Genomic DNA, 23,248 nt, shown 5'->3' with positions numbered 1-23,248 from the left:
AAACGTCACATGGGCCGGGGCTTGCCACCCCGGCCCATGTGGTGTTTGCTCATCCGAGCCCGTCTCGGCCCGTCCGAGCCCTCTTGGGGGCTCAGCCGCCGTACCCTTCCTCCAGCCGCTGCCCGCGCAGCAGGAACCAGGCCGCGACCGCCGTCACCAGCAGCACCAGCGCACCGACGCCGGAGGCGACCCGCAGCCCCTCGACGAAGGAGTCCTGCGCCGAGCCGAGCAGCGCCGCACCCGAGTCCGCGGGCAGGGTGGCGGCCGCCTCGACCGCGCCGCCCAGGGATTCCCGCGCGTCGCCCGCCGCACCCGCCGGGACACCGGCCGGCACGGTGAACCCCCGGTAGATCCCGGTGACGATCGTGCCGAGCAGGGCGATGCCCAGCGCGGCGCCCAGCTCGTAGGCCGTCTCGGAGACCGCCGAGGCCGCGCCCGCCTGCTCCTTGGGCACGCTGGAGAGGATCACGTCGGCGGTGACGGTGAAGGAGAAGCCCGCCCCGATGCCGACGACGAGCAGCGCCGCGCCCAGCACCGGGTACGAGGTGTCCGCGTCGAGGGTGACCAGCGCCGCGAGCGCGAGCCCTATCGCCGCGAGCCCGCCGGCGACCACCGAGCGCACCGACCAGCGCCGGGCGGCCTGCCCGGCCAGCAGACCGGCCGTCACCGCGCCGATGGCGGCGGGCAGCTCGGCCAGCCCCGCCTCCAGCGGGCTGCGGTCCTGCACCAGTTGGAGGAACTGGGAGAGGAAGAAGACCATCCCGGACAGCCCCAGCACCGTCAGCAGATCGGCCAGGACCGCCCCCGAGAAGCCCCGGTGGTGGAAGAGCCGCATGTTCAAAAGCGGCGAGGGCAGGGTGAGCTGCCGCCGGACGAACCACACCAGCGCCACCGCGCCGACGCACGCCGCCAGGGCGACCGGCCAGGCGAAACCGTTCGTCGCACCTTCCTTGATCGCGTAGACCAGGCCCACGATGCCCGCCATCGACAGCAGCACGCTCGGCAGGTCCCACGGCCCCGGCGCGGGGTCCTTGGACTCCGGCAGGAGCTTCGCCCCGACGAGGACGAGCACGGCCATCACCGGCAGGTTGATCAGGAAGACCGAGCCCCACCAGAAGTTCTCCAGCAGGAAGCCGCCCACCACCGGCCCGACGGCCGCGCCCGCGGAGGCCATGGCACCCCAGATGCCGATGGCCAGGCTGCGCTCCTTGGGGTCGTGGAAGATGTTGCGGATCAGCGCCAGCGTCGAGGGCATCAGCGTCGCGCCCGCCACACCCAGCAGCGCCCGGGCCGCGATCATCATCTCCGGGCTGGACGCGTAGGCGTTGAGCACCGACACCGCGCCGAACGCCACCGCACCCGTCAGCAGCAGCTTCTTGCGGCCCACCCGGTCGCCCAGGCTGCCCATGGAGACCAGCAGTCCGGCGATGACGAAGGAATAGACGTCACCGATCCACAGCAATTGGGTGCCCGACGGCTTGAGGTCCTCGCTGAGGAACGGCGTCGCCAGGCCCAGCACGGTCGCGTCGACGGCGACGAGCAGCACGGCGAGGACGAGCACGCCCAGCGCCAGCCAGCGCCCCGGACGCGGCGTCTCCACCGGCGTGGGCGCACCGGGCGCCGGGCCGGCGGTCCGCGCGCTCACCGCTCGGCCCTCCGCTGCGCCCCGCCGAGGAGGAGCTCGGAGACCATGCGGGTGAGGTCCTTGGCCGCCACCCGCCCATCCTGCACGGCCCACGCCCCGGAGGCGATCAGCCCGTACAGCGCGTCGGTGAGCCAGGCGGGTGAGAGGTCGACCCGGATGGCGCCCTGCTCCTGGCCGCGCAGGAAGAGCGCGTGGACACGGGCGTCGAGGCGGTTCCAGCCCTCGTTCACCTCGCCCTCGAAGAGCTGGTTCTCGGTGTAGAGGAACGACAGGATGCCGGCGACCGGCTCCGCCTTCTCGATCAGGCGGCGCACCGCCCCGGCCGCGTCGCCCTCGTCGAGCCGGGCCTCGTCCAGGGCCCGCTCGAACTGCTCGATGCCGAGCTTCTCCAGGGCCCGCACGAGCGCGTCGCGGCCGGCGAAGTGACGGTGGAGGGTGGCGCGGCTGATGCCGGCTGCCTTGGCGATCTCGTCCATGGAGGCGGTCGCCTTGCGTGGGAGCAAGGCTGCGGCTGCTCTGAGTACATGCTCGCGGCGGTCAAGGCTCATGAGACGACCATAACCCGGATGAGACGTGAACGTCTCATCCGGGCTAACGGCGTCTTAAAATGATCACCCGTGGCGCGCATCCGCCCAGGTGCGCTGGACCGCGAGATCGGCCTTGACCTCCTGGAGCTGGACCGCCACGGCCGAGGGGGCCGTGCCGCCCCGCCCGCTGCGGGAGGCGAGCGCGCCGGGCACGCTCAGGACGGTACGGACCTCGGGCGTCAGGTGCGGGGAGATCGCGGCGAAGTCCTCGTCGGTGAGCCCGTCGAGCTCGATGCCGCGCGCCTCGCACTCCTTGACGCACTCCCCCGCGACCTCGTGCGCCACCCGGAACGGCACGCCCTGGCGGACCAGCCATTCGGCGATGTCGGTGGCCAGCGAGAAACCGGCCGGGGCCAGCTCCTCCATCCGCTCGCGGTGGACCGTGAGGGTCGCCATCATCCCGGTGAAGGCCGGGAGGAGGACCTCCAGCTGGTCGCAGGAGTCGAAGACCGGCTCCTTGTCCTCCTGGAGATCACGGTTGTAGGCGAGCGGCAGGGCCTTGAGGGTGGCCATCAGCCCGGTGAGGTTGCCGATCAGCCGCCCGGACTTGCCGCGCGCGAGCTCGGCGATGTCGGGGTTCTTCTTCTGCGGCATGATCGAGGAGCCGGTGGAGAAGGCGTCGTGGAGGGTGACGAAGGAGAACTCCTTCGTGTTCCAGATGATGACCTCCTCGGCGATCCGCGAGAGGTCGACGCCGATCATCGCCGTGATGAAGGCGAACTCGGCGACGAAGTCCCGGGAGGCCGTGCCGTCGATGGAGTTCCCGGCGGAGCCCCGCTCGAAGCCCAGGTCGGCGGCGACCGCCTCCGGGTCCAGCCCGAGGGAGGACCCGGCCAGCGCGCCCGAGCCGTACGGCGAGACCGCCGTGCGCTCGTCCCACTGCCGCAGCCGCTCCGCGTCCCGGGACAGCGCCTGGACGTGGGCGAGCACGTGGTGGGCGAAGAGCACCGGCTGGGCGTGCTGGAGGTGGGTGCGGCCCGGCATGGCGACGTCGGGGTGCGCCTCCGCCAGCCCGACCAGCGCTTCCTGGAGGTCGGCGATGAGCCCGCCGATGATCCGCGCGTGGTCGCGCAGGTACATCCGGAAGAGCGTGGCGACCTGGTCGTTCCGGGACCGCCCGGCCCGCAGCTTCCCGCCGAGCTCGGGTCCGAGCCGCTCCAGCAGACCGCGCTCGAGCGCGGTGTGGACGTCCTCGTCGGCGACGGTTCCGGTGAAGGTGCCGGCGGCGACGTCGGCCTCGAGGCGGTCGAGGCCGTCGAGCATCCGCTCCAGCTCGTCGGCCGTCAGCAGGCCGGCCTTGTGGAGCACACGGGCGTGGGCGCGGGAACCGGCGATGTCGTAAGGGGCGAGCCGCCAGTCGAAGTGGACTGAGGCGGACAGCTTGGCCAGCGCCTCGGCCGGGCCGTCGGCGAAGCGGCCGCCCCAAAGCCGGACGTCATCGGTGGTGCCGTTGCTCACTTGCGTGCTCCTCGTGGGTGGTGGGGGGCGGCCGGTCTATCAGGCCAGGTCCCGCTTGGCCGCGATCTTCGAGGAGAGGCCGAAGATCTCGATGAAGCCCTTCGACATCGACTGGTCGAAGGTGTCGCCCGTGTCGTAGGTGGCGAGGTTGAAGTCGTAGAGCGACTTCTCGGACCGCCGGCCCGTGACGACGGCCCGGCCGCCGTGGAGGGTCATCCGGATGTCGCCGGAGACGTGCTCGTTGGCCTCGGCGACGAAGCCGTCCAGGGCCCGCTTGAGCGGGGAGAACCACAGGCCGTCGTAGACCAGCTCGGCCCACCGCTGCTCGACCTGCCGCTTGTACCGGGCGAGCTCGCGCTCGACGGTGACGGCCTCCAGCTCCTGGTGCGCGGTGATCAGCGCGATCGCGCCGGGCGCCTCGTAGATCTCCCGGGACTTGATGCCGACCAGCCGGTCCTCGACCATGTCCAGCCGCCCGACGCCCTGGGCGCCGGCCCGCTCGTTCATCTGCTGGATGGCCTGCAGCACGGTGACGGGCTTGCCGTCGATGGCCACGGGGACGCCCTTGTCGAAGGTGATGACGACCTCGTCGGCCTCCCGGGGGGTGGCCGGGTTGGCGGTGTAGTCGTAGACGTCCTCGATCGGGGCGTTCCAGATGTCCTCGAGGAAGCCGGTCTCGACGGCCCGGCCGAAGACGTTCTGGTCGATGGAGTACGGCGACTTCTTGGTCGTCGCGATCGGCAGGCCCTTGGCCTCGCAGAAGGCGATGGCCTTGTCACGGGTCATCGCGTAGTCCCGGACGGGGGCGATGCACTTCAGCTCGGGGGCGAGGGAGGAGATGCCGGCCTCGAACCGCACCTGGTCGTTGCCCTTGCCGGTGCAGCCGTGGGCGACGGTGGTCGCGCCGTGCTTCTTCGCGGCGGCGACCAGGTGCTTGACGATCGTGGGCCGCGAGAGGGCGGAGACCAGCGGGTACCGGTCCATGTACAGGGCGTTGGCCTTGATCGCGGGGAGGCAGTACTCCTCCGCGAACTCGTCCTTGGCGTCGGCGACCTCCGCCTCCACCGCACCGCAGGCGAGCGCGCGCTTGCGGATGACGTCCAGGTCCTCGCCGCCCTGGCCGACATCCACGGCGACGGCGATGACCTCGGCGCCCGTCTCCTCGGCGATCCAGCCGATGGCGACGGAGGTGTCAAGGCCGCCGGAATAGGCGAGTACGACGCGCTCGGTCACGGGGGTTCTCCTTACGGTGCGGTGCGCTGTGCGCTGCGCATTCATGCGCTGATGGGTATAACTATGCAGTGCACCGCATGTTTCGTCAATAGCTCGCAGGGGTGAACGTTCGGGCTTCGTCGCGTTCGGACGCGTTCTACGATGCGACTATCGATCGACCCGAGTAGGGGAGGCTGTTTTGACCATGACCGCGCAGAGCGATTCCCTGCAGGAAGCCATCGAACGTATCGCGGCGGTGCTGGACGGCTTCAAGATCGAAGCAGTGGGGGACCGCATCATCATGACGCCGCAGAGCAGCGTCCAGAGCCTGACCATCTTCGACGTCCGCGACGCCGCCGTAGCGGCCGGCATCCGCAAGGATCGCGTGTTCTCCGACGTGGAGTTCGAGTTCCCTGGGGAGCCCAAGCGCTGCCCGGACCTATCGATCGTCGAGGACGGGGCCACGGAGAGGTTTACGCACGAGGACCTCCTGGCCGCGATCGAGGTCGTGTCGTCGAGGAACGACAAGAACGACTACGCGATCAAGGTCCGTCAGTACGCCCGCTTCGGTGTCCCCGTCTACCTGATCATCGACCCGTTCCTGGGAGAGTGCACGTTGCTCACCCTGCCCCGGGACGACGACTACGCCCGTCGCGAGGTGTACAAGTACGGCGACTCCATCACCCTGGACCTGCCGGACGGACGCCGGATCGACATCCCCACCGACACCTTCAAGCGCCGCAGCTGAACCCCCTCCGGACCCCGGATTTGGATCACGGCGCGGAACAGGATATTTTCTTCCTGCACGCCCCACCGGGAAGAAAAGCCCGGAGGGACACGACACCGGGACGTGGCGCAGCTTGGTAGCGCACTTGACTGGGGGTCAAGGGGTCGCAGGTTCAAATCCTGTCGTCCCGACGGTGTGGAGAAGCCTCTGATCAGCGGGAAACCGCAGATCAGAGGCTTCTTTCATGTGCAGCACCGCCCGGGCCACCGCGTCGCAGTCCCCCAGCGTCACCGAGTCCGCGCCCGGGCGGATGCCCGCCGCCGTGACCCAGTGGACGGACTCCGTGGGCACCCCGAGGGCGAAGCGGCGCGGGTGGGGAACGCCCGTCGCGTCGAGGAGGCGGTACGGGCGGCCGGTGACGGCGAGGCCGCCCGTGACGTAGTCGGTGCCGTCGACGCGGGGCACGCGGTGGGCCCGGCACCCGCCCGTGGTGAGCAGGTGCCGCAGCAGGGGGTCGGCCGTGCGGGCCAGGTCGGGCTCCGGCAGCCGGGCCTCGATCAGGACCCGGCCGCGCGCCCCCGCGCCCGGCACGTCCGACTCCAGGACGAACGCCCCCGCTTCCGTCCGCACCCGCGCCCCCGGCCCCACGACGCTCAGGATCCCCGCCTCGATCAGCGCCGCCATCTGCTCGATCCGGTGGGCGGGCGGGCCGATGGAGAGGAAGGCGTTGAGCGGGGTGTACCAGCCGTCGAGGTCGTCGCGGTGGGAGTCGCCGTGCAACCCGGCGTGGTCGACCAGGTGCCGGATCTCGTTGCGCAGGTCGCGCAGGACGTCGAGGGCCGCCTTGAGGGGGCCGCTGACATTGCCCGCGCGGGCCTCGGCCACATCGCGGGCCAGCCGGTCCAGCAGCCACGTCCGCAACTCGTCGGGGCCGGCGAAGCGCAGGCCCGCGCAGGGCCGGGCGACGCGGTCCCAGTCCCAGCGGTCGGCGGGCCCGATGCCGTACCGGGCGAGGACGTCCCGCTCCGGCACCCCGCGCGGGGCGGCGAGGTAGCGGTCCGTGAACTCCGCGAGCTCGCCCTCCCCCGTCCCCCTGCGGCGCAGGAGCGCCTCGTAGTAGACGCACTCGGCCTCCTTGGCGATCAGGGGCCAGAGGTCGGCGCGGAAGTCGAGGCGCCGGCCGGCGTCGACGCGGTCGCGCAGCCGGGCGAGGGCGAGCGGGGTGAGCAGCCGGGGGCGGTGGCGGCCGTGCGCGCCCTTCTCGTTCTCGCCCCGGGCGTGGTACGGGACGCCGCGCCGGGAACCCGCGTGGAGAAGGGGCTCCCGGCCCGAGGGCCGGTAGACGAGGGAGCCGCCGGTTCTCCGGAAGGTGCCGCCCCGGCCCTCCGTGAGCAGGGCCACGTGGTCGAAGAAGGTCAGACCGAGGCCGCGCAACAGCACGCTCTCCCCCGGCCGGACGGCGGAGAGGTCGACGTCGGCGGGGTTGGCGGGCGGGACGTAGCGCAGGCCGTGGGCGTCCGCGTGGGCGGCGAGGGCCGCCTCCGCGTCCGTCGGGCGCGCGGGTAAGTGGCCCTGGCAAAGGACGACGGCGTCGAGGCGGGCGAGGACGGTGCCGTCGTCCAGCCGTACGGTCTGCCGCGCGCGGTCCTCGGCGTCGTCCAGCGCGACGGCGCGGGCGCGGTGGACGTGGACGGAGACGCCCGTGGGGGCGCGGCGCACCACCCGCCGGAAGACCCACTCCAGGTAGTGGCCGTAGAAGGCCCGGGTGGGGTACGAGTCGGGGCCCAGCCGCCGGGCCTCGGCGCGGACCGCCGCGTCCGCGTGGGGGCGGGAGCGCGCCCAGGCGTAGAGGCTGGGCCCCGGTTCGAGCGGCCCCGCCATGCGCACACTGGCATCGGTGAACATGGTGATCTGCGATGCCACGGTGTTCATCAGCAGGTGGCGCGACTGTCCGGTGCGCCAGACGCCGCCGGAGCCGGGGCGCCCGGGGTCGACGAGGTGGACGGCCACGGCCCGCGGCGCCCCGCCGGCCGCCGCGGCCGCCCGGGCGTTGGCGCACAGCCGCTCCAGTATGGACAGGCCGCGCGGGCCGGCACCGATGATGCACAGGGTGAGGTCGTCGCCGGTCACTTCGGCGCGCTCCCTTCGTCGAGAGGACGTTCCTCCGGCGCAGGATGCCGTCACGGCGTCTACCGCCGTGCGGTTTCCCGGGAGTTCGGGTCCGTCTCTCGACGGGGGGAGTTTGAGCGTGGTATCACGCTGCGGGCCGGTGGGGGCTGAGCGCGCCCACGCGGCGGAAGCCGCATATTGGCACTGCCCGCGCCCCTTACGGGGCGCACCCTCAGCGGAGCGTCAGCGTTCCTTCTGTGCCAGCCTCAGCAGGTGGTCCGCCAGTGCCTGGCCGCCGCTCGGGTCGCGGCTGATCAGCAGGACGGTGTCGTCACCGGCGATGGTGCCGATGATCTCGTGGACGCCCGCCTGGTCGATCGCCGAGGCGAAGAACTGGGCGGCGCCGGGCGGCGTCCGCAGGACGACCAGGTTGGCCGAGGCCTCGGCCGAGATCAGCAGCTCGCCGGCGAGCCGGCCCATCCGGGCCTCCGAGGCGGATTCCCCGAGGGGGGCGCGCGGGGTGCGGTCGCCGCCCTCGCCCGGCACCGCGTAGATCAGCTCACCGCCGGTGTTGCGGATCTTGACGGCGCCGAGCTCGTCGAGGTCGCGGGAGAGCGTCGCCTGGGTGACGGAGAGCCCGTCGTCGGCGAGCAGCTTGGCGAGCTGGCTCTGGGAACGGACGGCCTGCCGGCTGAGGATGTCCACGATGCGGCGGTGGCGTGCGGTGCGGGTCTGCGGCACGGCCTGTCCGCCGTGGGCCGGCTCGGTCTCCTGCGCCTCGGTCATCTTCTTCGTCAGTCTCCGGATCGTCGTTCCCCGTGGGCCCCGTCGGCGACGGCGTCCAGGACGCCGGGCAGCGTCCGGAGGAACGTCTCCGCATCATCCTCGGTGATGATCAGCGGAGGGGCCAGCCGCACCACGTCGGGTGCGACCGCGTTCACCAGCAGGCCGGCTTCCTGGGCCGCCTGCCGCACCTTCGGTGCGAGGGGCTCGCCAAGGACAATACCCAGCAGCAGGCCGGTCCCACGGACGTGGTCGACGAGCGGGTGGCCGAGCGCGGCGATCCCGTCACTCAGCAGGGCCCCCACGCGCTTGACCCGGCCGAGGATCCCGTCGCTCTCCAGGGTCTCCAGGACGGCGAGCGCGGCGGCGCAGGCGACGGGGTTGCCGCCGAAGGTGGAGCCGTGCTGACCAGGCGTCAGCAGCTCGGCGGCGGGACCGAAGGCCAGGGTCGCCCCGATGGGCAGCCCGCCGCCGAGGCCCTTGGCGAGGGTGACGACGTCCGGCTCGACGCCCTGCGCCTGGTGCTCGAACCAGTGTCCGGTGCGGCCGATACCTGTCTGGATCTCGTCCAGGACCAGCAGGGCCCCGGCCGCGCTGGTGATCTCCCGGGCGGCGGCCAGATAGTCCGCCGGGGGCACGACGACGCCGTTCTCACCCTGGACGGGCTCCAGGACGACCATCGCGGTGTCGGTGGTGACGGCCGCGCGGAGCGCCTCCACGTCCCCGTACGGAACGTGGGTGACGTCGCCCGGCAGCGGAAGGAACGGTTCCTGCTTGGCGGGCTGGCCGGTGAGGGCGAGGGCGCCCATGGTGCGGCCGTGGAAGCCGCCCCGGGCGGCCACCATGTGCGGACGGCCCGTCCGCCGCCCGATCTTGAACGCGGCCTCGACGGCCTCCGCGCCGGAGTTGGCGAAGTAGACCCGTCCGGGGCGGCCCGCGAGTTCGAGCAGCCGCTCGGCGAGCTGGACGGTCGGCTCGGCGGTGAACAGGTTGGAGACGTGGCCGAGGGTGGCGATCTGGTCCGAGACGGCCCGGACGACGGCCGGGTGGGCGTGGCCGAGGGCGTTGACGGCGATGCCGCCGACGAAGTCCAGATAGCGCTTGCCGTCGGCGTCCCAGACGTACGGGCCCTCGCCGCGCACGAGCGGGAGCGCGGGCGTGCCGTAGTTGTCCATCAGGGCGCCCTGCCAGCGCCGGGTGAGGTCCGCGTTGGTCGTCATGACTCCCCCTCCGGGTCCGGCACGACCATGGTGCCGATGCCCTCGTCCGTGAAGATCTCCAGCAGGATCGAGTGCTGGACGCGGCCGTCTATCACCCGCGCGGTGGTGACGCCGTTGCGGACGGCGTACAGGCAGCCCTCCATCTTGGGCACCATGCCGCTGGCCAGCTCGGGCAGCAGCCGCTCCAGCTCGCTCGCGGTGAGCCGGCTGATGACCTCGTCGCTGTGCGGCCAGTCCTCGTAGAGGCCCTCGACGTCGGTGAGGACCATCAGCGTCTCGGCACCGAGCGCCACGGCGAGCGCGGCGGCGGCGGTGTCGGCGTTGACGTTGTAGACGTGACCGTCGTCGGCGCTGCGGGCGATCGAGGAGACGACGGGGATGCGGCCGTCGTCGAGCAGGGCCTGGACGGCGCCCGGGTCGATCGCGGTGATCTCGCCGACCCGCCCGAGGTCCACGCGCTCGCCGTCGATGTCGGCGTAGTGCTTGGTGGCGGTCATCAGGTGGGCGTCCTCGCCGGTGAGGCCGACGGCCAGCGGGCCGTGCTGGTTGAGCAGGCCGACGAGTTCGCGCTGCACCTGCCCGGCGAGGACCATCCGGACGACGTCCATGGCCTCGGGGGTGGTGACCCGCAGCCCGGCCTTGAACTCCGAGGTGATGCCCATCCGGTCGAGCTGGGCGCTGATCTGCGGTCCGCCGCCGTGGACGACGACGGGCTTGAGGCCGGCGTGCCGCAGGAAGACGACGTCCTGGGCGAAGGCGGCCTTGAGCTCGTCGTCGACCATGGCGTTGCCGCCGAACTTCACGACGACGGTTTTGCCGTGATGGCGCGTCAGCCAGGGCAGGGCCTCGACGAGGGTGCGGGCCTTGGGCAGGGCGGTGTGCCGGCGGGTGCCGCCCGCGCCGGCGGCGTCCGTCGCGGGCGCGTCGCCGGTGGCCGGGGCGACGACGGCCGGGGTGACGGTGGTCGTGGTGGCGGCCGTGGTGCCGCTGTCCGTGGTCATGAGGAGTACGCGCTGTTCTCGTGGACGTAGTCGGCGGTGAGGTCGTTGGCCCAGATGATCGCGGTCTCGGAGCCGGCGGACAGGTCGGCGGTGATGCGGACCTCCCGGTACCGCATGTCGACGAGGTCGCGGTCGTCGCCGACGGAGCCGTTGCGGCAGACCCAGACGTCGTTGATGGCGACGTTGAGCTTGTCGGGGTCGAAGGCGGCGGAGGTGGTGCCGATGGCGGAGAGCACCCGGCCCCAGTTGGGGTCCTCGCCGTGGAGGGCGCACTTGAGGAGGTTGTTGCGGGCGATGGACCGGCCGACCTCGACGGCGTCGTCCTCCGTGGCCGCGTTGATCACCTCGATGCGGATGTCCTTGCTGGCGCCCTCGGCGTCGCCGATGAGCTGCCGGGCGAGGTCGTCGCAGACGGCCCGCACGGCCTCGGCGAAGGCGTCCTGCTCGGGCGTGACGCCCGAGGCTCCGGAGGCCAGCAGCAGCACGGTGTCGTTGGTGGACATGCAGCCGTCGGAGTCGACGCGGTCGAAGGTGGTCCGGGTGGCGGAGCGCAGCGCGGTGTCGAGGCCGGCGGCGTCGACGTCGGCGTCGGTGGTGAGGACGACGAGCATGGTGGCGAGGCCGGGGGCGAGCATGCCCGCGCCCTTGGCCATGCCGCCGACGGTCCAGCCGTCGCCCTCGGCCACGGCCGTCTTGTGGACGGTGTCCGTGGTCTTGATGGCGATGGCGGCCTTCTCGCCGCCGTGTGCGGAGAGTTCGGCGGTGGCCTTGTCGATGCCGGACAGCAGCGCGTCCATCGGGAGCCGGACGCCGATCAGGCCGGTGGAGGCGATGGCGATCTCGGCGGCGCTGTGCCCGAGCGCCTGGGCGGCCTTCTCCGCGGTGGCGTGGGTGTCCTGGAAGCCCTCCGGCCCGGTGCAGGCGTTGGCGCCGCCGGAGTTGAGGACGACGGCGGAGACCTGACCGCCCTTGAGGACCTGCTGGGACCAGAGGACGGGGGCGGCCTTGACGCGGTTGGCGGTGAAGACGCCCGCTGCGGCCAGGCGGGGGCCCTGGTTGACCACGAGGGCCAGGTCGGGCTGTCCGCTGTCCTTGATCCCGGCGGCGATGCCCGCCGCCGTGAATCCCTTCGCCGCTGTGACGCTCACTGCTTCTCCTTGATGGCCGTGATGGCTGCCGTCGTCGTCTGGTCCTGGGTGCCGGTCCGGCGGCGGCCGGACCGGGGGCGCTCGCAGGGTGCGAGCCGGGCGAGCGCGGTGGCGACCGCGCGCCGGAGGGTCATGGCGCCACTCCGGTGGCGGGCAGGCCCAGCTCCTCGGGCAGTCCGAGGGCGATGTTCATGCTCTGCACGGCGCCGCCGGCCGTGCCCTTGGCGAGGTTGTCGATGGCGCTGATCGCGACGATCCGGCCCGCCGCCTCGTCGAGGGCCACCTGCACGAGGGCGGTGTTGGAGCCGAGGACGGACGCGGTCGAGGGCCACTGGCCCTCGGGCAGGAGCCGGGCGAACGGCTCGCCGGCGAGGGCCTTCTCGTAGGCGGCGCGCACGGCGTCCGCCGTGACGCCCGGCCGGGCCTTGGCGCTGCACGTGGCGAGGATGCCGCGCGGCATGGGGGCGAGGGTCGGGGTGAAGGACACCGTGACGGGCTCGCCGGCGACGGCGGAGAGGTTCTGGACCATCTCCGGGGTGTGCCGGTGGCCGCCGCCGACGCCGTACGGGCTCATGGCGCCCATGACCTCGCTGCCCAGCAGGTGCGGCTTGGCGGCCTTGCCGGCGCCGGAGGTGCCGGACGCGGCGACGACCACGGCCTCGGGCCCGGCCAGCCCGGCGGCGTACGCGGGGAAGAGCGCGAGGGAGACGGCGGTGGGGTAGCAGCCCGGCACGGCGATCCGCTTGGCGCCGCGCAGCGCGTCCCGCGCGCCGGGCAGTTCCGGCAGCCCGTAGGGCCAGGTGCCCGCGTGGGACGAGCCGTAGAAGCGCTCCCACGCGGCCGCGTCCTTCAGCCGGAAGTCGGCGCCGCAGTCGATGACGAGGACGTCCTCGCCGAGCTCGGCGGCGACGGCGGCGGACTGTCCGTGGGGCAGGGCCAGGAAGACGACGTCGTGCCCGGCGAGGGCCTCGGTCCCCGTCGGCAGCAGCACCCGGTCCGCGAGCTGCGGCAGGTGCGGCTGGAGGCCGCCGAGCCGCGCTCCGGCGTTGGAGTTCCCGGTCAGCGCGCCGATGCGGACCTCGGGGTGGCCCAGCAGCAGGCGCAGCACTTCGCCGCCCGCGTATCCGCTCGCTCCGGCCACTGCCGCGTGTATCGCCGCCATCGACGCCTCCTTGGTGATGGCATGACTATACGGATAGCTGCAGTTTTATGCAATGGGGTCGCGCGGCAGCGGGGCTCACCCGCGGGCGGGGTCAGCCCAGCACCGCCAGATAGTCGTCGAGGAGCTCGACCTGCCGCTCGGGCGGGAAGGCCGCGGGGCTGAAGAGGGCCTGCACCACCAGGCCGAGCACGAAGGACTGGGCGCCGGCCGCGACGCGCCCCGGGTCCCCTGGAGGCAGCTCGCCGAGGCGCTGGGCCGCCGCGACCAGATCGCTCAGCTTCTCGCGGCTGCGGGCGTACTTCCGGCCGTAGTCGTCGCTCAGGGCGGGGTCGGCGAGCGCGGTGTCCCAGGACGAGACCCAGATCCGGTTGCTCGCGACGGCCTCGGCCGTCAGCGGAAGGATGTCGAGCAGGGCGGCCCGCACGGCGGACAGGCCCTCGCCCGCCGCACGCCGGGGGCGGGCGGCGGTGCGCTCCGCGAGCAGGTCGAGGGCGTAGGCGACCAGGTCGCGCTTGGCGGGGAAGTAGTGGGTGAGCAGACCGGTGGTGGCGCCGAGCTCGGCGGCGACGGCGCGCAGGGTCAGCCCGCCGAAGCCGTGCGCGGCCAGCACCCGCCAGACCGCCTCCGAGACCTCGCGGCGCCGGGCTTCGTGATCTCCCTTGGTACGTGGCATGCTGCCACCGTACATATCCGTAACGCTTGTTGTGCGAATGGGGTCACCATGTTCTCCCTTGCCCTGCGGGACGACGCTCTCCTCTCCCTCCGCCCGCTCGAGATATGGCACGCCGAGGAGTTCGCGGCCCACATGGACCGGGCCCGCGAGCACATCCGGCCGTGGGTGGGGGCGGCGTTCGTCACCGACGACCTGGAGGGGGCGCGGGGCACGCTGCGCCGCTACGCCGAGCGGCAGGCCGCCGACGGCGCCCGTCTCTACGGCATCTGGCTCGACGGCACGCTGGTCGGCGGCGTGATGTTCACGGACTTCAACGCGGCCCTGGGCTCCTGCGAGGTCGGCTGCTGGCTGGAGCCGGCCGCCGAGGGGCTGGGCCTGATCACCGACGCGTGCCGGGCCCTGCTGGACTGGGCCTTCACCACCCGGGGGCTGCACCGCGCCGAGTGGCACTGCCGGGCCGACAACGACCGGAGCTCGGCGGTGGCCGTACGGCTCGGCATGACGCTCGAAGGCGTGCGGCGCGAGTCCTGGCCCTTCGACGGCACCCGCCACGACAAGCAGATCTGGGCGGTCCTCGCCTCCGAGTGGCAGGCCCACCGCAAGCGCGCGGGCATGGAGTAAATGCCCGGAACCTACAAATCCCCCGAACCCGACTCCGTGGCACACGGCATCCGGACGACCGCAAAACCCCTGGAAGAGTAGCCAGCAAGTTGATCATTCACCGCTCGCTTTCGGAGCGGTGAGTTGTGTCTCCACTACAAAGGGGGTTGTCCATGAGCAGCGATGTCAGGGATGTGGTGGTCACCGGGCTGGGAGCGACCACGCCGCTCGGCGGGGACGTCGCGTCGACCTGGGCCGCGATGCTGGCCGGGGAGTCGGGGATCGGGGCGATCGAGGAGGAGTGGGCGGCCGGGCTGCCCGTGCGGATCGCCGGGCGGCTCAAGTCCGAGCCGACCGAGGTCCTGGACCGGGTGCAGGCCCGGCGGATGGACCGCTGCGAGCAGATAGCGCTCATCGCCGCCCGGGAGGCGTGGGCGGACGCGGGCCGGCCCGAGGTCGAGCCGGAGCGGCTGGCCGTGGTGATCGGCACGGGCACGGGCGGCGCGCTGACGCTGCTCGGCCAGGACGACGTGCTGGAGGCGTCCGGCGTGCGGCGGGTCTCCCCGCACACCGTCCCCATGCTGATGGCCAACGGGCCCGCCGCCTGGGTCAGCATCGAGCTGGGCGCCAAGGGCGGGGCCCACACGCCGGTCAGCGCCTGCGCGTCCGGCGCCGAGGCCATCGCCATGGGCCTGGACCTCATCCGGCTCGGCCGGGCCGACGTGGTGGTCACCGGTGGCACGGAGGCCTGCATCGCCCCGCTGCCCATCGCCGGGTTCGCCCAGGCCCGGGCCCACTCGACCCGCAACGAGGCGCCCGCCCTGGCGTCCCGCCCCTTCGACGCCGACCGCGACGGGTTCGTCATCGGCGAGGGCGCCGCCGTGGTCGTCCTGGAGCGCGCGGAGTTCGCCGCCGCCCGCGCGGCGCGTGCCCACGCGCGGCTCGCCGGGGCCGGGGTGACCTCGGACGCCCACCACATCACGGCCGCCCACCCCGAGGGCCAGGTCCGCGCGATGCGGCTGGCACTGGACTCGGCGGGGCTGTCCCCGCTGGACGTCGAGCACGTCCACGCCCACGCGACGTCCACTCCCCTGGGCGACCTGGTCGAGGCGCGGTCGGTCACCGAGGCCATCGGGCTCCACCCGTCCGTCACGGCGACCAAGTCGATGACGGGGCACCTCTTCGGCGCCGCCGGGGCGGTCGGCGCGCTCGCCGCGATCCTCGCCGTTCGCGACGGCGTCGTCCCCGCCACCGCGAACCTCGACGCCCTCGACCCGGAGGTGCGGCTCGACGTCGTCGCGGGCGCCCCTCGCCGGGGTGCGCTGACGGCCGCGCTCACGAACTCGTTCGGCTTCGGCGGGCACAACGCGTCGCTGGTCTTCACGGCGTCCTGAGCACTCCCCTGGCCGCGCCCACGCGGCGGTAGCCGCGTATCGACACCGTCCCGCGCCCCTTCGGGGCGCAGGGCCTGCGACGATGGCGCTCATGCAGTTGCCCGACATGAATCTCCTCCCCGCCCTGGACGCGCTGCTGCGGGAAGGGAGCGTGACGGGCGCCGCCGCCCGGATGAACGTCTCGGCGTCGGCGATGAGCCGCACCCTGGGCCGGCTGCGGCGGGTGCTGGGCGATCCGCTGCTGGTCCCGGCCGGGCGCGGCCTGACCCTCACGCCCCGGGCGCGGGAGCTGCGGCCGTCGGTCGAGGCGGCCCTCGCCGGGGCGCTGGCCGCGCTGCGGCCCTCGCCGGAGATCGACATCGCGACCGTGGAGCGGCGGTTCACCCTGCGCACCAGCGACGCCGCCGCCGTCGTCCTCGGCCCGCCGCTCACCGCCCGAGTGGCCCGGGAGGCGCCCGGCGTCCAGCTGCGGATCCTCCCCGAGGGCGACGAGGACCCCGCCGACCTGCGCGACCGCGTCGACCTGGACATCGGGCAGCTACCCGAGCTCCCGCACGACGTGCGCAGCCGTCCGCTGCCGTCGCAGGACCACGTCGCGGTCTGCCGGGCCGACGCCCCCCACGCGGCCGAGGAGCTGACCGCCGAGCGGTTCGCGGCGCTCCCCCACATCACGGTCACCCGGCGGGGGCTCTTCCACAGCGTCGTCGACGAGCGGCTCGCCGAGCTCGGGCTGGCCCGCCGGATCCTCACGACGGTGCCGTCGCACGTCACGGCCTGCTTCCTGGCGCTGCGCTCCGACGCGCTGGCGCTGGTGGGCGCGGCGGTCGCCGCCCATGTCGCCGAGACCGTGCCGCTGGTGGTCCGGGAGATCCCGCTGCCCCTGCCCCCGGTCGCCCTGGGCATGGCCTGGCACGTGCGCGTGGACACCGATCCGGCCCACCGGTGGCTGCGGCAGGCCGTGGCCGACGCGGCGGGCGGCACCGGCCGTTCCGACGGCCATTCTTGAACGCGCCCTATACCGCCGTCCACCTTAGGCTGGGAGTATCCGAGTGCACCTGTCCCCGTACTCCGGCGAAAGGGTCATGGCGATGCATGCGAGCAAGGGCGACCGGTTGGTGGTGCACGGCCGGACGGTCGGCAAGCACGACCACACCGTGGAGATCGTGGAGGTCCTCGGCCCCAACGGCAACCCGCCCTACCGGGTGAGGGACGACAAGGGGCACGAGACGATCATGTCCCCCGGGCCCGACTCCGTCGTGGACCACCGCAAGGCCGGCGAGCAGTTCTAGGCCGCTTCAGCGCGGCGGGCGCGCGCGGTGGGGGTAGTGGTCCTTCACCACGCGCGCCATCGCGCCGATACGGTCGGCCACCACGTTCTTCGCCGAGAAGTAGACGTTGCCGCGCACCTCCGGATGGCGGCGGCCGAGGGCGACGTGCCGGGAGAGCTCGGCCGGGTCCTGCCAGGGCGCGGGCTGCGTGGGGTCGCCCGCCCGGTAGAGGGCCTCGCCGATGTAGAGCTGGACGTTCGTGCCGCGCACGGCCTCCGCCCACCAGGGCACCAGCGTGGCGTAGTCGGCGGCCGCGAAGCCGATGTGCCAGTAGCACTGCGGGACGATGTAGTCGATCCACTGCCGGCGGACCCAGCCGAGGGTGTCGGCGTGGAGGTCGTCGTAGGTCTGCACCCCGGCCTTGGTGTCCGAGCCCCGGGGGTCGGTGGTCCGGTTGCGCCAGACGGCGAAGGGGCTGATCCCGAAGCGCACGTGGGGTTTGCGGCGCTTGATCCGCTCGCCCGTCTCCCGCACCAGGCGGTCGATGTTGTCGCGCCGCCAGGCGGCCCGGTCGGGGAACCCGGCGCCGTACCGCTCGTAGGCGGCCGTGTCGTCGAAGGTCTGGCCGGCCACGGGGTAGGGGTAGAAGTAGTCGTCGAAGTGCACGCCGTCGAGGTCGTAGCGCCAGACGGCGTCGAGCAGGGCGTCCTGGACGAACCGGCGGACCTCGGGCAGCCCGGGGTTGTAGTAGAGCTTCCCGCCGTAGGGCACCGCCCACTCGGGGTGGATCCGCGCGGGATGGGTGGGCACGAGCCGCCCGGGGTCGGTGTGGTTGGCGACGCGGTACGGATTGAACCAACCGTGCAGCTCCAGACGGCGCTTGTGGGCCTCGCGCACGGCGAAGGCCAGCGGATCCCAGCCCGGCGACCGGCCCTGAACACCGGTCAGATATTCCGACCACGGTTCGAAGCGCGAGGGCCAGAAGGCATCGGCCGTCGGGCGGATCTGCAGGATCACGGTGTTCAGCCGCCGGGCCACCGCCGCGTCGAACAGGGCCAGCAGCTCGGCCCGTTGCCGCTCCGGGGGCAGCCCGGGGCGCGAGGGCCAGTCGATGTTGACGACGGTCGCGACCCACATCCCCCGGAGCTCCCGCCCCTGGGTCCGGCCGGCCCGCTCGCCACCGCCCCGCGCGGCGTCCACCGCTCCCGCCTCGCCCGTCGTGGTCAGCAGCGCCGCCATGGCGCTCGCGGCGGTCACGGTGAACCCTCTTCGCGTCAAACGCCCCATATGCGGATGCTCCTTCTTCCGGTGCTGTCGCGTGAGTCACACCCTTCACGCAGAGCATGCCCGCCCCGGCCCGCTCGCCACCGCCCCGCGCGGAGTAACGTCTTTCCCAGGGCGGCAGCCGGATGACCTTCGGCCCTCCGCCGGTCGACCGAAGATCAGCGAAAGGCACGATGTGGTGACCGACATCGAACGCGTCGGAGTGGTGGGCTGCGGCCAGATGGGCGCGGGCATCGCGGAGGTGTGCGCCAGGGCCGGACTGGACGTCAAGGTCGCGGAGACCACCGGCGAGGCACTGGAGCTGGGCCGCACCCGGCTGACCAACTCCCTCGGCAAGGCCGCCGAACGCGGCAAGATCACCGAAGCGGAGCGCGACGCCACCCTGGCCCGGCTGAGCTTCACCACCGACCTCGGCGAATTCGCCGACCGCGATCTGGTGATCGAGGCCGTCGTGGAGAAGGAGCAGGTCAAGACGGAGATCTTCCAGGTCCTCGACCAGGTCGTGACCCGCCCGGACGCCATCCTGGCCTCCAACACCTCCTCCATCCCGCTGGTGAAGCTGGCCGTCGCCACCTCCCGCCCCGACCGGGTCATCGGCATCCACTTCTTCAACCCGGCCCCGGTGCAGCAGCTCGTCGAGCTGATCCCCGCGCTCACCACGAGCGACGAGACCATCCGGCGCGCCGAGGCCCTGGTGGGCAAGGTGCTGGGCAAGCACGCCATCCGCGCCCAGGACCGCTCCGGGTTCGTGGTCAACGCCCTCCTCATCCCCTATCTCCTCTCCGCCATCCGGATGTTCGAGTCCGGCATGGCCAGCCGCGAGGACATCGACAACGGCATGGAGCTGGGCTGCGCCCACCCCATGGGCCCCCTCAAGCTCTCCGACCTCATCGGCCTGGACACCGTCGCCTCCGTGGCCGACAGCATGTACGCGGAGTACAAGGAGCCCCTGTACGCCGCTCCCCCGCTGCTCCAGCGGATGGTCGACGCGGGCCGGCTGGGCCGCAAGACGGGCTCCGGCTTCTACACCTACTGACCGTGACCACCGGCGCCCGCCCCGCCTTCACACGGGGTGTGCGCCGGTGACCCGCGAACACCCTCCGCACACGCTCCCGCCCCGCCTGTCCGCGCGATTGACTCGGATCGTCGCACCGACAGTGTCTTCTCGAAATGGGGTACGGACCGTGACCATCCATCCCGAGCGCACCGCCACCACTCCGGCGGAGCTCGCGGAGCTCCGCCGCAGCCTCGACGTCGGCGTCGTCCGCATCGACGGCCGTCTCGCCCTGCTCTGCCAGCGCAGCGAACAGGCGGAGCGGGATCTCGCCGAAGTCGCCGAGCGGGTGCGGGCCCTGGAGCACGGCCGCTGGCCGCTGCCCTCGCTCGCCGCCCTCACGGGGGTCGCTGCGCTGGCTCTCGCGGTGTGGCAGACCGTGGCCGGGCGGTGACGCGCCAGCGCCGGGGCGGAACCGCGGTCCCGCGACTGCGGGCTGCCCCGGGCTGGTCGCGCTCACGCGGCGGAGCCGCATATCGAGAACAGCCCCGCGCCCCTTCGGGCGCGGGGAAAGCCCTCAGCCCAGCCGCATGTGGTGCAGCAGAAGCAGCGCGGCGGCCATGTTGGCGGCCGGGACCTCGCCCCGTGCGATCAGGTCCGGCACCACCTTGAGCGGCACCCACTCACGGCGGTCCGACTCGAAGCCGTCCTCCGGGTCGCCGATGTACTCGGCCTCGTCCGTCCAGTAGATGTGGTGCCGGGCGTCGGTGAGCCCGTTGGACGGCTCGACCGACATCAGGTGCCTGAGCGGGCCCGGCCGCCAGCCGGTCTCCTCCTCCATCTCCCGGGCCGCGGCGACGGCGATGTCCTCGCCGTCCTCGACGACCCCGGCCGCCAGCTCCCAGCCCCAGTTGTCGGTGATGAAACGGTGCCGCCACAGCAGCAGGACCTCATTGGCCGCGTTGACCACGGTGGCCACGGCGACGGGCCGCAACCGGATGAGGAAATGGTCGAGATGACGTCCGTCGGGGAGTTCGACGTCCGCGAGATTGACCTGGAACCAGCGGTTCTCGTAGACGGTCAGCTCCCTGAGATTCTTCCAACGCACGTTCTGCCACCTTCCGCCGAGGTGGCCACCTCCCGGGCGCCGTCCTGGCGACCTCTCTCACAACGGCACGCGCAGCGCCCCGTCGATCATCTCGGCGGCCTCGGCCGTGGCCGCGCACCCACTTTCGATCAGGTGCTCGCGCACCGCACGGAGCCGGTCCCGTAAGCGCTGCGATTCCATGCCTCTCGCCTGCTCGGTCATCTCCCGCGCGGTGGCCACCGCCTTGTCCGCGTCTCCCTGACGCAGCTCGATGTGCGTGAGCATGGCGAGCCGGTGGACACGGCCCCGGTCGTGGGCGGGGGTGTCGACGGCCCGGTCCGCGTGCTCACGGGCGGGCCCGAGGTCGCCGAGGCTCAGCAGGGCCTCCGCCACCTGTACGTTCACCAGTCCGGGCTGGACATAGCCGGTCTCGGCGGGCTCCAGGCCCCGGTGGATGCGCTCGGCGGCCGCCTCGGCGCGCCGTATGCAGCCCAGCGCCCCCTGGCCGTCCCCGAGCCGGGCGTAGGCCTTGGCCTGCATGGCGTAGAGGTCGGCGGCGAGCGCCGGGGTGAGGTCCCGGCCGGCGGCCCGCACCGCGGACTCCGCGAAGGCGACGGCCTGCCGGTACTCCCCCATGAAGAGCGACTGGTTGACGAGGAGGGCGATCACATAGGCGCCCAGGCCACGGTCGTTGCTGGCCTTCGCGAGCCGCAGGGCCTGGTGGAAGTAGCGCTGGGCCAGGCCGTGGGCGTCCGAGTCGTAGGCGCAGATCCCCGCAACGGCCACCAGCCCCCCGGTGGCCCGGTGGAGCTGACGGCCCATCGCGTCGGAGTAGCCGCCGCGCAGCAGGGGCGCGGCCTCGGCGTTGAGGAAGCCGACGACCCGGGCGCGGGTCGCCACGCCGCCCGCCTTTCGGTACATCTGCTCGTAGTGGGCGCGGGCCGCGCGGAGCATCTCGATGTCGGCCATCGAGACGCGGGTGAGCCCGCGCCGGGAGACGTCGGCGTCCTCGGGCGGGTTCTCCCACTCCCACACGGGGATGACGGCGGGGGTGCCGGTGACGGCGGGGGCCCGGACGACGTGCTCGCGCTGCTGCTCGTCGGAGCGCCACAGGGCGGTGGCGCGGTCGACGAAGCCGGACAGCGGGGTGCCGGGGGCCCGGGGGCCACCGGGGGTGGCCAGGCCGATGTCGTCGAGGGTCAGCGCGCGGCGCAGCCGCTCGCCGAGGACCTCGCAGATCAGGTCCGGCACCTGGCCGCGGGGCCGCTGGCCCTTCAGCCAGCGGGCGACGGCGGTGTGTTCGTAACGCAACGCCAGTCCCCGGGCCCGGCCTGCCGCGTTGATGTGCGCGGCGAGACTCGCATGGGAGATTCCCGCTTCGTCGAGGACGGCGTCGAGCAGTGTGTTGGGCTCCATCCTGCCCTCCGGTGCGCTCGGTGGGATCAGCGTAGTGGAGATCCCTTCGCACGGGGTGTGAACGGGCCACGGGCGCGGGCGCACGTCAGGGGCCCGCGAGGAGCGCCCGGGGCGGGCGGGAGGCGGCCGGTGGACCGGGGCCGCGGTCGTTCCGCAGGGCGAGGAGGGCGAAGTCGTCCGTGACCGGTCCGCCGGTGTGGCGCAGCAGCGCCGCCTGTACCCGGGCGACGAGGGTCGCGAGGGCGGGCGGGGCGCCCCGGGCGGCCTCGGCGAGGGCGCCCGCGAGGGGGAAGAACGCGCCCGTCGCGTCGCGGGCGTCCTCGACGCCGTCGGTGTGGAGCACCAGGACGTCGCCGAGGAGCAGCCGGGTGAGCGGGAGCGGCGACAGCTCGGTGGGCAGGGGGAACACCCCGAGCGGGGGCAGCGGGTCGCCGGGCACGAGGACGGCCGGCCCGGGCCCGTGGGCCGGGTCGCCGGACAGCCGGTGCGGCCAGGGGTGGCCGCAGTTGAGGGCCACGACCTCGCCCTCCGCGCGGACCTCCAGCAGGAGGACGGTCGCGAACTCCTCGGCGTCCCAACGGTCCCCGTCGAAGCCGGCCGGCTGCCGCTGGTCCCGCTCGCGCAGGTGGCGGTGGAGGGAGCGCTCCAGGCGGCGCAGCACGTCCGGCAGCCGGGCCTCGTCGTGCGCGGCGTCGCGGAAGCTGCCGAGGAGGGCGGCGGCGGTGCCGAGCGCGGGGAGGCCGTGGCCGCGTACGTCGCCCATGAGGACGCGCACCCCGTGCCGGGTGCCGAGGGCGTCGTAGAGGTCGCCGCCGACGAGCGCGCCCTCGCCGGCGGACACATGGCGGCCGGCGAGGGCGATCCCGTCGAGCCGGGGCGGCAGGGGGCGCAGCAGCACGGTCTGCGCGGTGATCGCGACCTCGCGGGCGCGCTCCAGTTCGCCGGTGAGCCGACGGGTACGGCCGGAGATCAGATAGCTGGCCGCGACGACGGCGAGGACGGCGCCGCACGTGCCGATCCTGCCGCTCACCGCCGCGCGCCCGGACGGCCCGGGCGGCACGAGCGCGAGCAGCGCGCAGGCGCCGCCGAGCAGGACGCACTGGCGGCGCCCGGTACCGGCGCAGGCGATCGCGGGTGTCGCGGCGAGGAGTTCGATGAACTGGGTGCCGAGGGGGCTGAGGATTTCCCAGAGGACGACCGCGAGGACCCACAGCCCGGGCAGTACGAACACGATTCCCCGCCGGAAGCGAGCCTCTCGTGTACGGATCATTCCGTCGGCCCCCTAGCAGCAAAGACGCGCTGAATTCTCGCGACAGCGCGCCCCTGTGCGGAGGGTTGCCCCCCGTTTTCCACCCGAACGAGGGATGCCGGGGCCGAAACGCGCCCCGTAAGGGGCGCGGGGAACTGCGCGACCAGCCCAGAACCGCCCGCAGCCGCGAGACAACGGTCCCACCCCGCCGCTCGCGCGAGGCGAACGCAC

At 73.1% G+C, this 23,248-nt stretch carries 23 protein-coding genes and 1 tRNA gene; 8 read left to right on the top strand and 16 right to left on the bottom strand.

The window, feature by feature from the left end; translation table 11 throughout:
- Positions 1 to 91: 91 nt before the first annotated feature.
- From IE096_RS20590 to IE096_RS20575, 4 genes are all read right to left on the bottom strand, one after another.
- Positions 92 to 1,645 carry an MFS transporter gene (locus tag IE096_RS20590; protein WP_229820424.1) on the bottom strand — a complete coding sequence of 518 codons (1,554 nt, stop codon included), beginning with the start codon at positions 1,643 to 1,645 and terminating at the stop codon, positions 92 to 94.
- The gene (locus IE096_RS20585; protein ID WP_189453869.1) at positions 1,642 to 2,193 is read right to left on the bottom strand and encodes a TetR/AcrR family transcriptional regulator; all 552 of its coding nucleotides are present in this window, start codon (positions 2,191 to 2,193) and stop codon (positions 1,642 to 1,644) included. The genes IE096_RS20590 and IE096_RS20585 overlap by 4 nt, the downstream gene beginning before the upstream one ends.
- 63 nt (positions 2,194 to 2,256) lie before the next feature.
- The gene (gene argH / locus IE096_RS20580; protein ID WP_189453866.1) at positions 2,257 to 3,690 is read right to left on the bottom strand and encodes an argininosuccinate lyase; all 1,434 of its coding nucleotides are present in this window, start codon (positions 3,688 to 3,690) and stop codon (positions 2,257 to 2,259) included.
- Positions 3,691 to 3,729: 39 nt separating this feature from the next.
- On the bottom strand, positions 3,730 to 4,923 hold the full coding sequence (locus IE096_RS20575) for an argininosuccinate synthase (RefSeq protein ID WP_189453863.1): 1,194 nt from the start codon (positions 4,921 to 4,923) through the stop codon (positions 3,730 to 3,732).
- Between the two features lie 184 nt (positions 4,924 to 5,107).
- Here IE096_RS20575 and IE096_RS20570 point away from each other — a divergent pair, with 184 nt between their 5' ends.
- A complete protein-coding gene (locus IE096_RS20570; RefSeq protein WP_189453859.1) occupies positions 5,108 to 5,650 on the top strand; it encodes a Uma2 family endonuclease in 543 nt (180 codons plus the stop codon).
- A 96-nt stretch (positions 5,651 to 5,746) separates the two neighbouring features.
- A tRNA-Pro gene (locus IE096_RS20565) sits at positions 5,747 to 5,820 on the top strand.
- On the opposite strand, the gene IE096_RS20560 is transcribed toward IE096_RS20565, so the two are convergent.
- The 8 genes from IE096_RS20560 to IE096_RS20525 form a co-directional block, all read right to left on the bottom strand.
- Positions 5,786 to 7,759, bottom strand: a complete 1,974-nt coding sequence (locus IE096_RS20560; RefSeq protein ID WP_189453856.1) for an FAD/NAD(P)-binding protein — start codon at positions 7,757 to 7,759, stop codon at positions 5,786 to 5,788. The two genes, IE096_RS20565 and IE096_RS20560, sit on opposite strands and share 35 nt — an antisense overlap.
- A 222-nt stretch (positions 7,760 to 7,981) precedes the next feature.
- A complete protein-coding gene (locus tag IE096_RS20555) occupies positions 7,982 to 8,524 on the bottom strand; it encodes an arginine repressor (RefSeq protein WP_189453854.1) in 543 nt (180 codons plus the stop codon).
- Between the two features lie 8 nt (positions 8,525 to 8,532).
- The gene (locus tag IE096_RS20550; protein WP_189453851.1) at positions 8,533 to 9,741 is read right to left on the bottom strand and encodes an acetylornithine transaminase; all 1,209 of its coding nucleotides are present in this window, start codon (positions 9,739 to 9,741) and stop codon (positions 8,533 to 8,535) included.
- Positions 9,738 to 10,742 carry an acetylglutamate kinase gene (gene argB, locus IE096_RS20545; protein WP_229820422.1) on the bottom strand — a complete coding sequence of 335 codons (1,005 nt, stop codon included), beginning with the start codon at positions 10,740 to 10,742 and terminating at the stop codon, positions 9,738 to 9,740. The genes IE096_RS20550 and argB overlap by 4 nt, the downstream gene beginning before the upstream one ends.
- Positions 10,739 to 11,890 carry a bifunctional glutamate N-acetyltransferase/amino-acid acetyltransferase ArgJ gene (argJ, locus tag IE096_RS20540; RefSeq protein WP_189453849.1) on the bottom strand — a complete coding sequence of 384 codons (1,152 nt, stop codon included), beginning with the start codon at positions 11,888 to 11,890 and terminating at the stop codon, positions 10,739 to 10,741. Before argJ ends, argB begins: the two co-directional genes overlap by 4 nt.
- On the bottom strand, positions 11,887 to 12,024 hold the full coding sequence (locus IE096_RS20535; RefSeq protein WP_189453848.1) for a hypothetical protein: 138 nt from the start codon (positions 12,022 to 12,024) through the stop codon (positions 11,887 to 11,889). The genes argJ and IE096_RS20535 overlap by 4 nt, the downstream gene beginning before the upstream one ends.
- A complete protein-coding gene (gene argC / locus IE096_RS20530) occupies positions 12,021 to 13,052 on the bottom strand; it encodes an N-acetyl-gamma-glutamyl-phosphate reductase (RefSeq protein ID WP_189453845.1) in 1,032 nt (343 codons plus the stop codon). The genes IE096_RS20535 and argC overlap by 4 nt, the downstream gene beginning before the upstream one ends.
- A gap of 91 nt (positions 13,053 to 13,143) precedes the next feature.
- On the bottom strand, positions 13,144 to 13,725 hold the full coding sequence (locus tag IE096_RS20525; protein WP_189453843.1) for a TetR/AcrR family transcriptional regulator: 582 nt from the start codon (positions 13,723 to 13,725) through the stop codon (positions 13,144 to 13,146).
- A 48-nt stretch (positions 13,726 to 13,773) separates the two neighbouring features.
- Here IE096_RS20525 and IE096_RS20520 point away from each other — a divergent pair, with 48 nt between their 5' ends.
- From IE096_RS20520 to IE096_RS20505, 4 genes are all read left to right on the top strand, one after another.
- Positions 13,774 to 14,346, top strand: a complete 573-nt coding sequence (locus IE096_RS20520) for a GNAT family N-acetyltransferase (RefSeq protein WP_189453841.1) — start codon at positions 13,774 to 13,776, stop codon at positions 14,344 to 14,346.
- A 152-nt stretch (positions 14,347 to 14,498) separates the two neighbouring features.
- Positions 14,499 to 15,719 carry a beta-ketoacyl-[acyl-carrier-protein] synthase family protein gene (locus tag IE096_RS20515; RefSeq protein ID WP_189453839.1) on the top strand — a complete coding sequence of 407 codons (1,221 nt, stop codon included), beginning with the start codon at positions 14,499 to 14,501 and terminating at the stop codon, positions 15,717 to 15,719.
- Between the two features lie 91 nt (positions 15,720 to 15,810).
- A complete protein-coding gene (locus IE096_RS20510) occupies positions 15,811 to 16,725 on the top strand; it encodes a LysR family transcriptional regulator (RefSeq protein ID WP_189453836.1) in 915 nt (304 codons plus the stop codon).
- Positions 16,726 to 16,807: 82 nt separating this feature from the next.
- The gene (locus IE096_RS20505; RefSeq protein ID WP_189453834.1) at positions 16,808 to 17,008 is read left to right on the top strand and encodes a DUF1918 domain-containing protein; all 201 of its coding nucleotides are present in this window, start codon (positions 16,808 to 16,810) and stop codon (positions 17,006 to 17,008) included.
- A 6-nt stretch (positions 17,009 to 17,014) separates the two neighbouring features.
- On the opposite strand, the gene IE096_RS20500 is transcribed toward IE096_RS20505, so the two are convergent.
- Positions 17,015 to 18,274: a glycoside hydrolase family 10-like protein gene (locus IE096_RS20500; protein WP_189453832.1), complete on the bottom strand. Its 1,260-nt coding sequence runs from the start codon at positions 18,272 to 18,274 to the stop codon at positions 17,015 to 17,017.
- A 175-nt stretch (positions 18,275 to 18,449) separates the two neighbouring features.
- Here IE096_RS20500 and IE096_RS20495 point away from each other — a divergent pair, with 175 nt between their 5' ends.
- Positions 18,450 to 19,307 carry a 3-hydroxybutyryl-CoA dehydrogenase gene (locus IE096_RS20495; RefSeq protein WP_189453830.1) on the top strand — a complete coding sequence of 286 codons (858 nt, stop codon included), beginning with the start codon at positions 18,450 to 18,452 and terminating at the stop codon, positions 19,305 to 19,307.
- Between the two features lie 148 nt (positions 19,308 to 19,455).
- Positions 19,456 to 19,719 (top strand): ADP-ribosylation factor GTPase-activating family protein, encoded by a 264-nt coding sequence (locus IE096_RS20490; protein ID WP_189453828.1) that lies wholly within the window; start codon positions 19,456 to 19,458, stop codon positions 19,717 to 19,719.
- Between the two features lie 123 nt (positions 19,720 to 19,842).
- Here IE096_RS20490 and IE096_RS20485 read toward each other — a convergent pair whose 3' ends face one another.
- From IE096_RS20485 to IE096_RS20475, 3 genes are all read right to left on the bottom strand, one after another.
- A complete protein-coding gene (locus tag IE096_RS20485) occupies positions 19,843 to 20,373 on the bottom strand; it encodes an NUDIX hydrolase (RefSeq protein WP_189453826.1) in 531 nt (176 codons plus the stop codon).
- Between the two features lie 57 nt (positions 20,374 to 20,430).
- Positions 20,431 to 21,768 (bottom strand): tetratricopeptide repeat protein, encoded by a 1,338-nt coding sequence (locus tag IE096_RS20480; RefSeq protein ID WP_189453824.1) that lies wholly within the window; start codon positions 21,766 to 21,768, stop codon positions 20,431 to 20,433.
- A gap of 85 nt (positions 21,769 to 21,853) precedes the next feature.
- Positions 21,854 to 22,999 carry a PP2C family protein-serine/threonine phosphatase gene (locus IE096_RS20475; protein ID WP_308430366.1) on the bottom strand — a complete coding sequence of 382 codons (1,146 nt, stop codon included), beginning with the start codon at positions 22,997 to 22,999 and terminating at the stop codon, positions 21,854 to 21,856.
- Between the last annotated feature and the right edge of the window lie 249 nt (positions 23,000 to 23,248).

The organism is Streptomyces abikoensis (assembly GCF_014648775.1).
Lineage (GTDB): Bacteria > Actinomycetota > Actinomycetes > Streptomycetales > Streptomycetaceae > Streptomyces > Streptomyces abikoensis.
Note: the sequence above shows the minus strand (reverse complement) of the source record. Positions and strands in the feature narration are given on the sequence as shown.